This is a genomic window from Nibrella saemangeumensis, from assembly GCF_039541915.1.
GTDB lineage: Bacteria > Bacteroidota > Bacteroidia > Cytophagales > Spirosomataceae > Nibrella > Nibrella saemangeumensis.
This window is the reverse complement of the sequence record NZ_BAABHD010000018.1, coordinates 1-1,430: the sequence shown is the minus strand read 5'-3', so window position 1 is coordinate 1,430 and position 1,430 is coordinate 1. Positions and strand designations below refer to the sequence as shown.

1 rRNA gene is annotated in these 1,430 nt (G+C 49.3%); it reads left to right on the top strand.

The window, feature by feature from the left end:
• Positions 1-138: 138 nt before the first annotated feature.
• Positions 139-1,430 (top strand): 16S ribosomal RNA (locus tag ABD949_RS06775); the annotation flags it as partial.

Here is a 1,430-nt window from a genome sequence, read left to right as displayed (position 1 = left end):
GCGGTCGGCGCGGCCGGGCGACGCATGTCGCCCCTTCTGGATTCACCTACATACACTCCGCCCCTCCGGGGGCTCGTGGGCCCGGCGCGGTCAGCCCCGTTTGCGCGGTGGTCGGCTGGCGCGGGCGCCCATCAGGTATTAGGTATCTGGTTGATTCTGCCAGTAGTCATATGCTTGTCTCAAAGATTAAGCCATGCATGTCTAAGTATAAGCAATTTATACGGTGAAACTGCGAATGGCTCATTAAATCAGTTATCGTTTATTTGATAGTACCTTACTACATGGATACCTGTGGTAATTCTAGAGCTAATACATGCTAAAAACCTCGACTTCGGAAGGGGTGTATTTATTAGATAAAAAACCAATGCCCTTCGGGGCTCCTTGGTGAATCATAATAACTTAACGAATCGCATGGCCTTGCGCCGGCGATGGTTCATTCAAATTTCTGCCCTATCAACTTTCGATGGTAGGATAGTGGCCTACCATGGTGGCAACGGGTAACGGGGAATTAGGGTTCGATTCCGGAGAGGGAGCCTGAGAAACGGCTACCACATCCAAGGAAGGCAGCAGGCGCGCAAATTACCCAATCCCGACACGGGGAGGTAGTGACAATAAATACTGATACGGGGCTCTTTTGGGTCTCGTAATTGGAATGAGTACAATCTAAATCCCTTAACGAGGAACAATTGGAGGGCAAGTCTGGTGCCAGCAGCCGCGGTAATTCCAGCTCCAATAGCGTATATTAAAGTTGTTGCAGTTAAAAAGCTCGTAGTTGAACCTTGGGTCTGGCTGGCCGGTCCGCCTCACCGCGAGTACTGGTCCGGCTGGACCTTTCCTTCTGGGGAACCTCATGGCCTTCACTGGCTGTGGGGGGAACCAGGACTTTTACTGTGAAAAAATTAGAGTGTTCAAAGCAGGCCTTTGCTCGAATACATTAGCATGGAATAATAGAATAGGACGTGCGGTTCTATTTTGTTGGTTTCTAGGACCGCCGTAATGATTAATAGGGATAGTCGGGGGCGTCAGTATTCAGCTGTCAGAGGTGAAATTCTTGGNTGCTGAAGACTAACTACTGCGAAAGCATTCGCCAAGGATGTTTTCATTAATCAGGGAACGAAAGTTAGGGGATCGAAGACGATCAGATACCGTCGTAGTCTTAACCATAAACTATGCCGACTAGGGATCGGGCGGTGTTTCTATGATGACCCGCTCGGCACCTTACGAGAAATCAAAGTTTTTGGGTTCTGGGGGGAGTATGGTCGCAAGGCTGAAACTTAAAGAAATTGACGGAAGGGCACCACAAGGCGTGGAGCCTGCGGCTTAATTTGACTCAACACGGGGAAACTCACCAGGTCCAGACAAAATAAGGATTGACAGATTGAGAGCTCTTTCTTGATCTTTTGGATGGTGGTGCATGGCCGTTCTTAGTT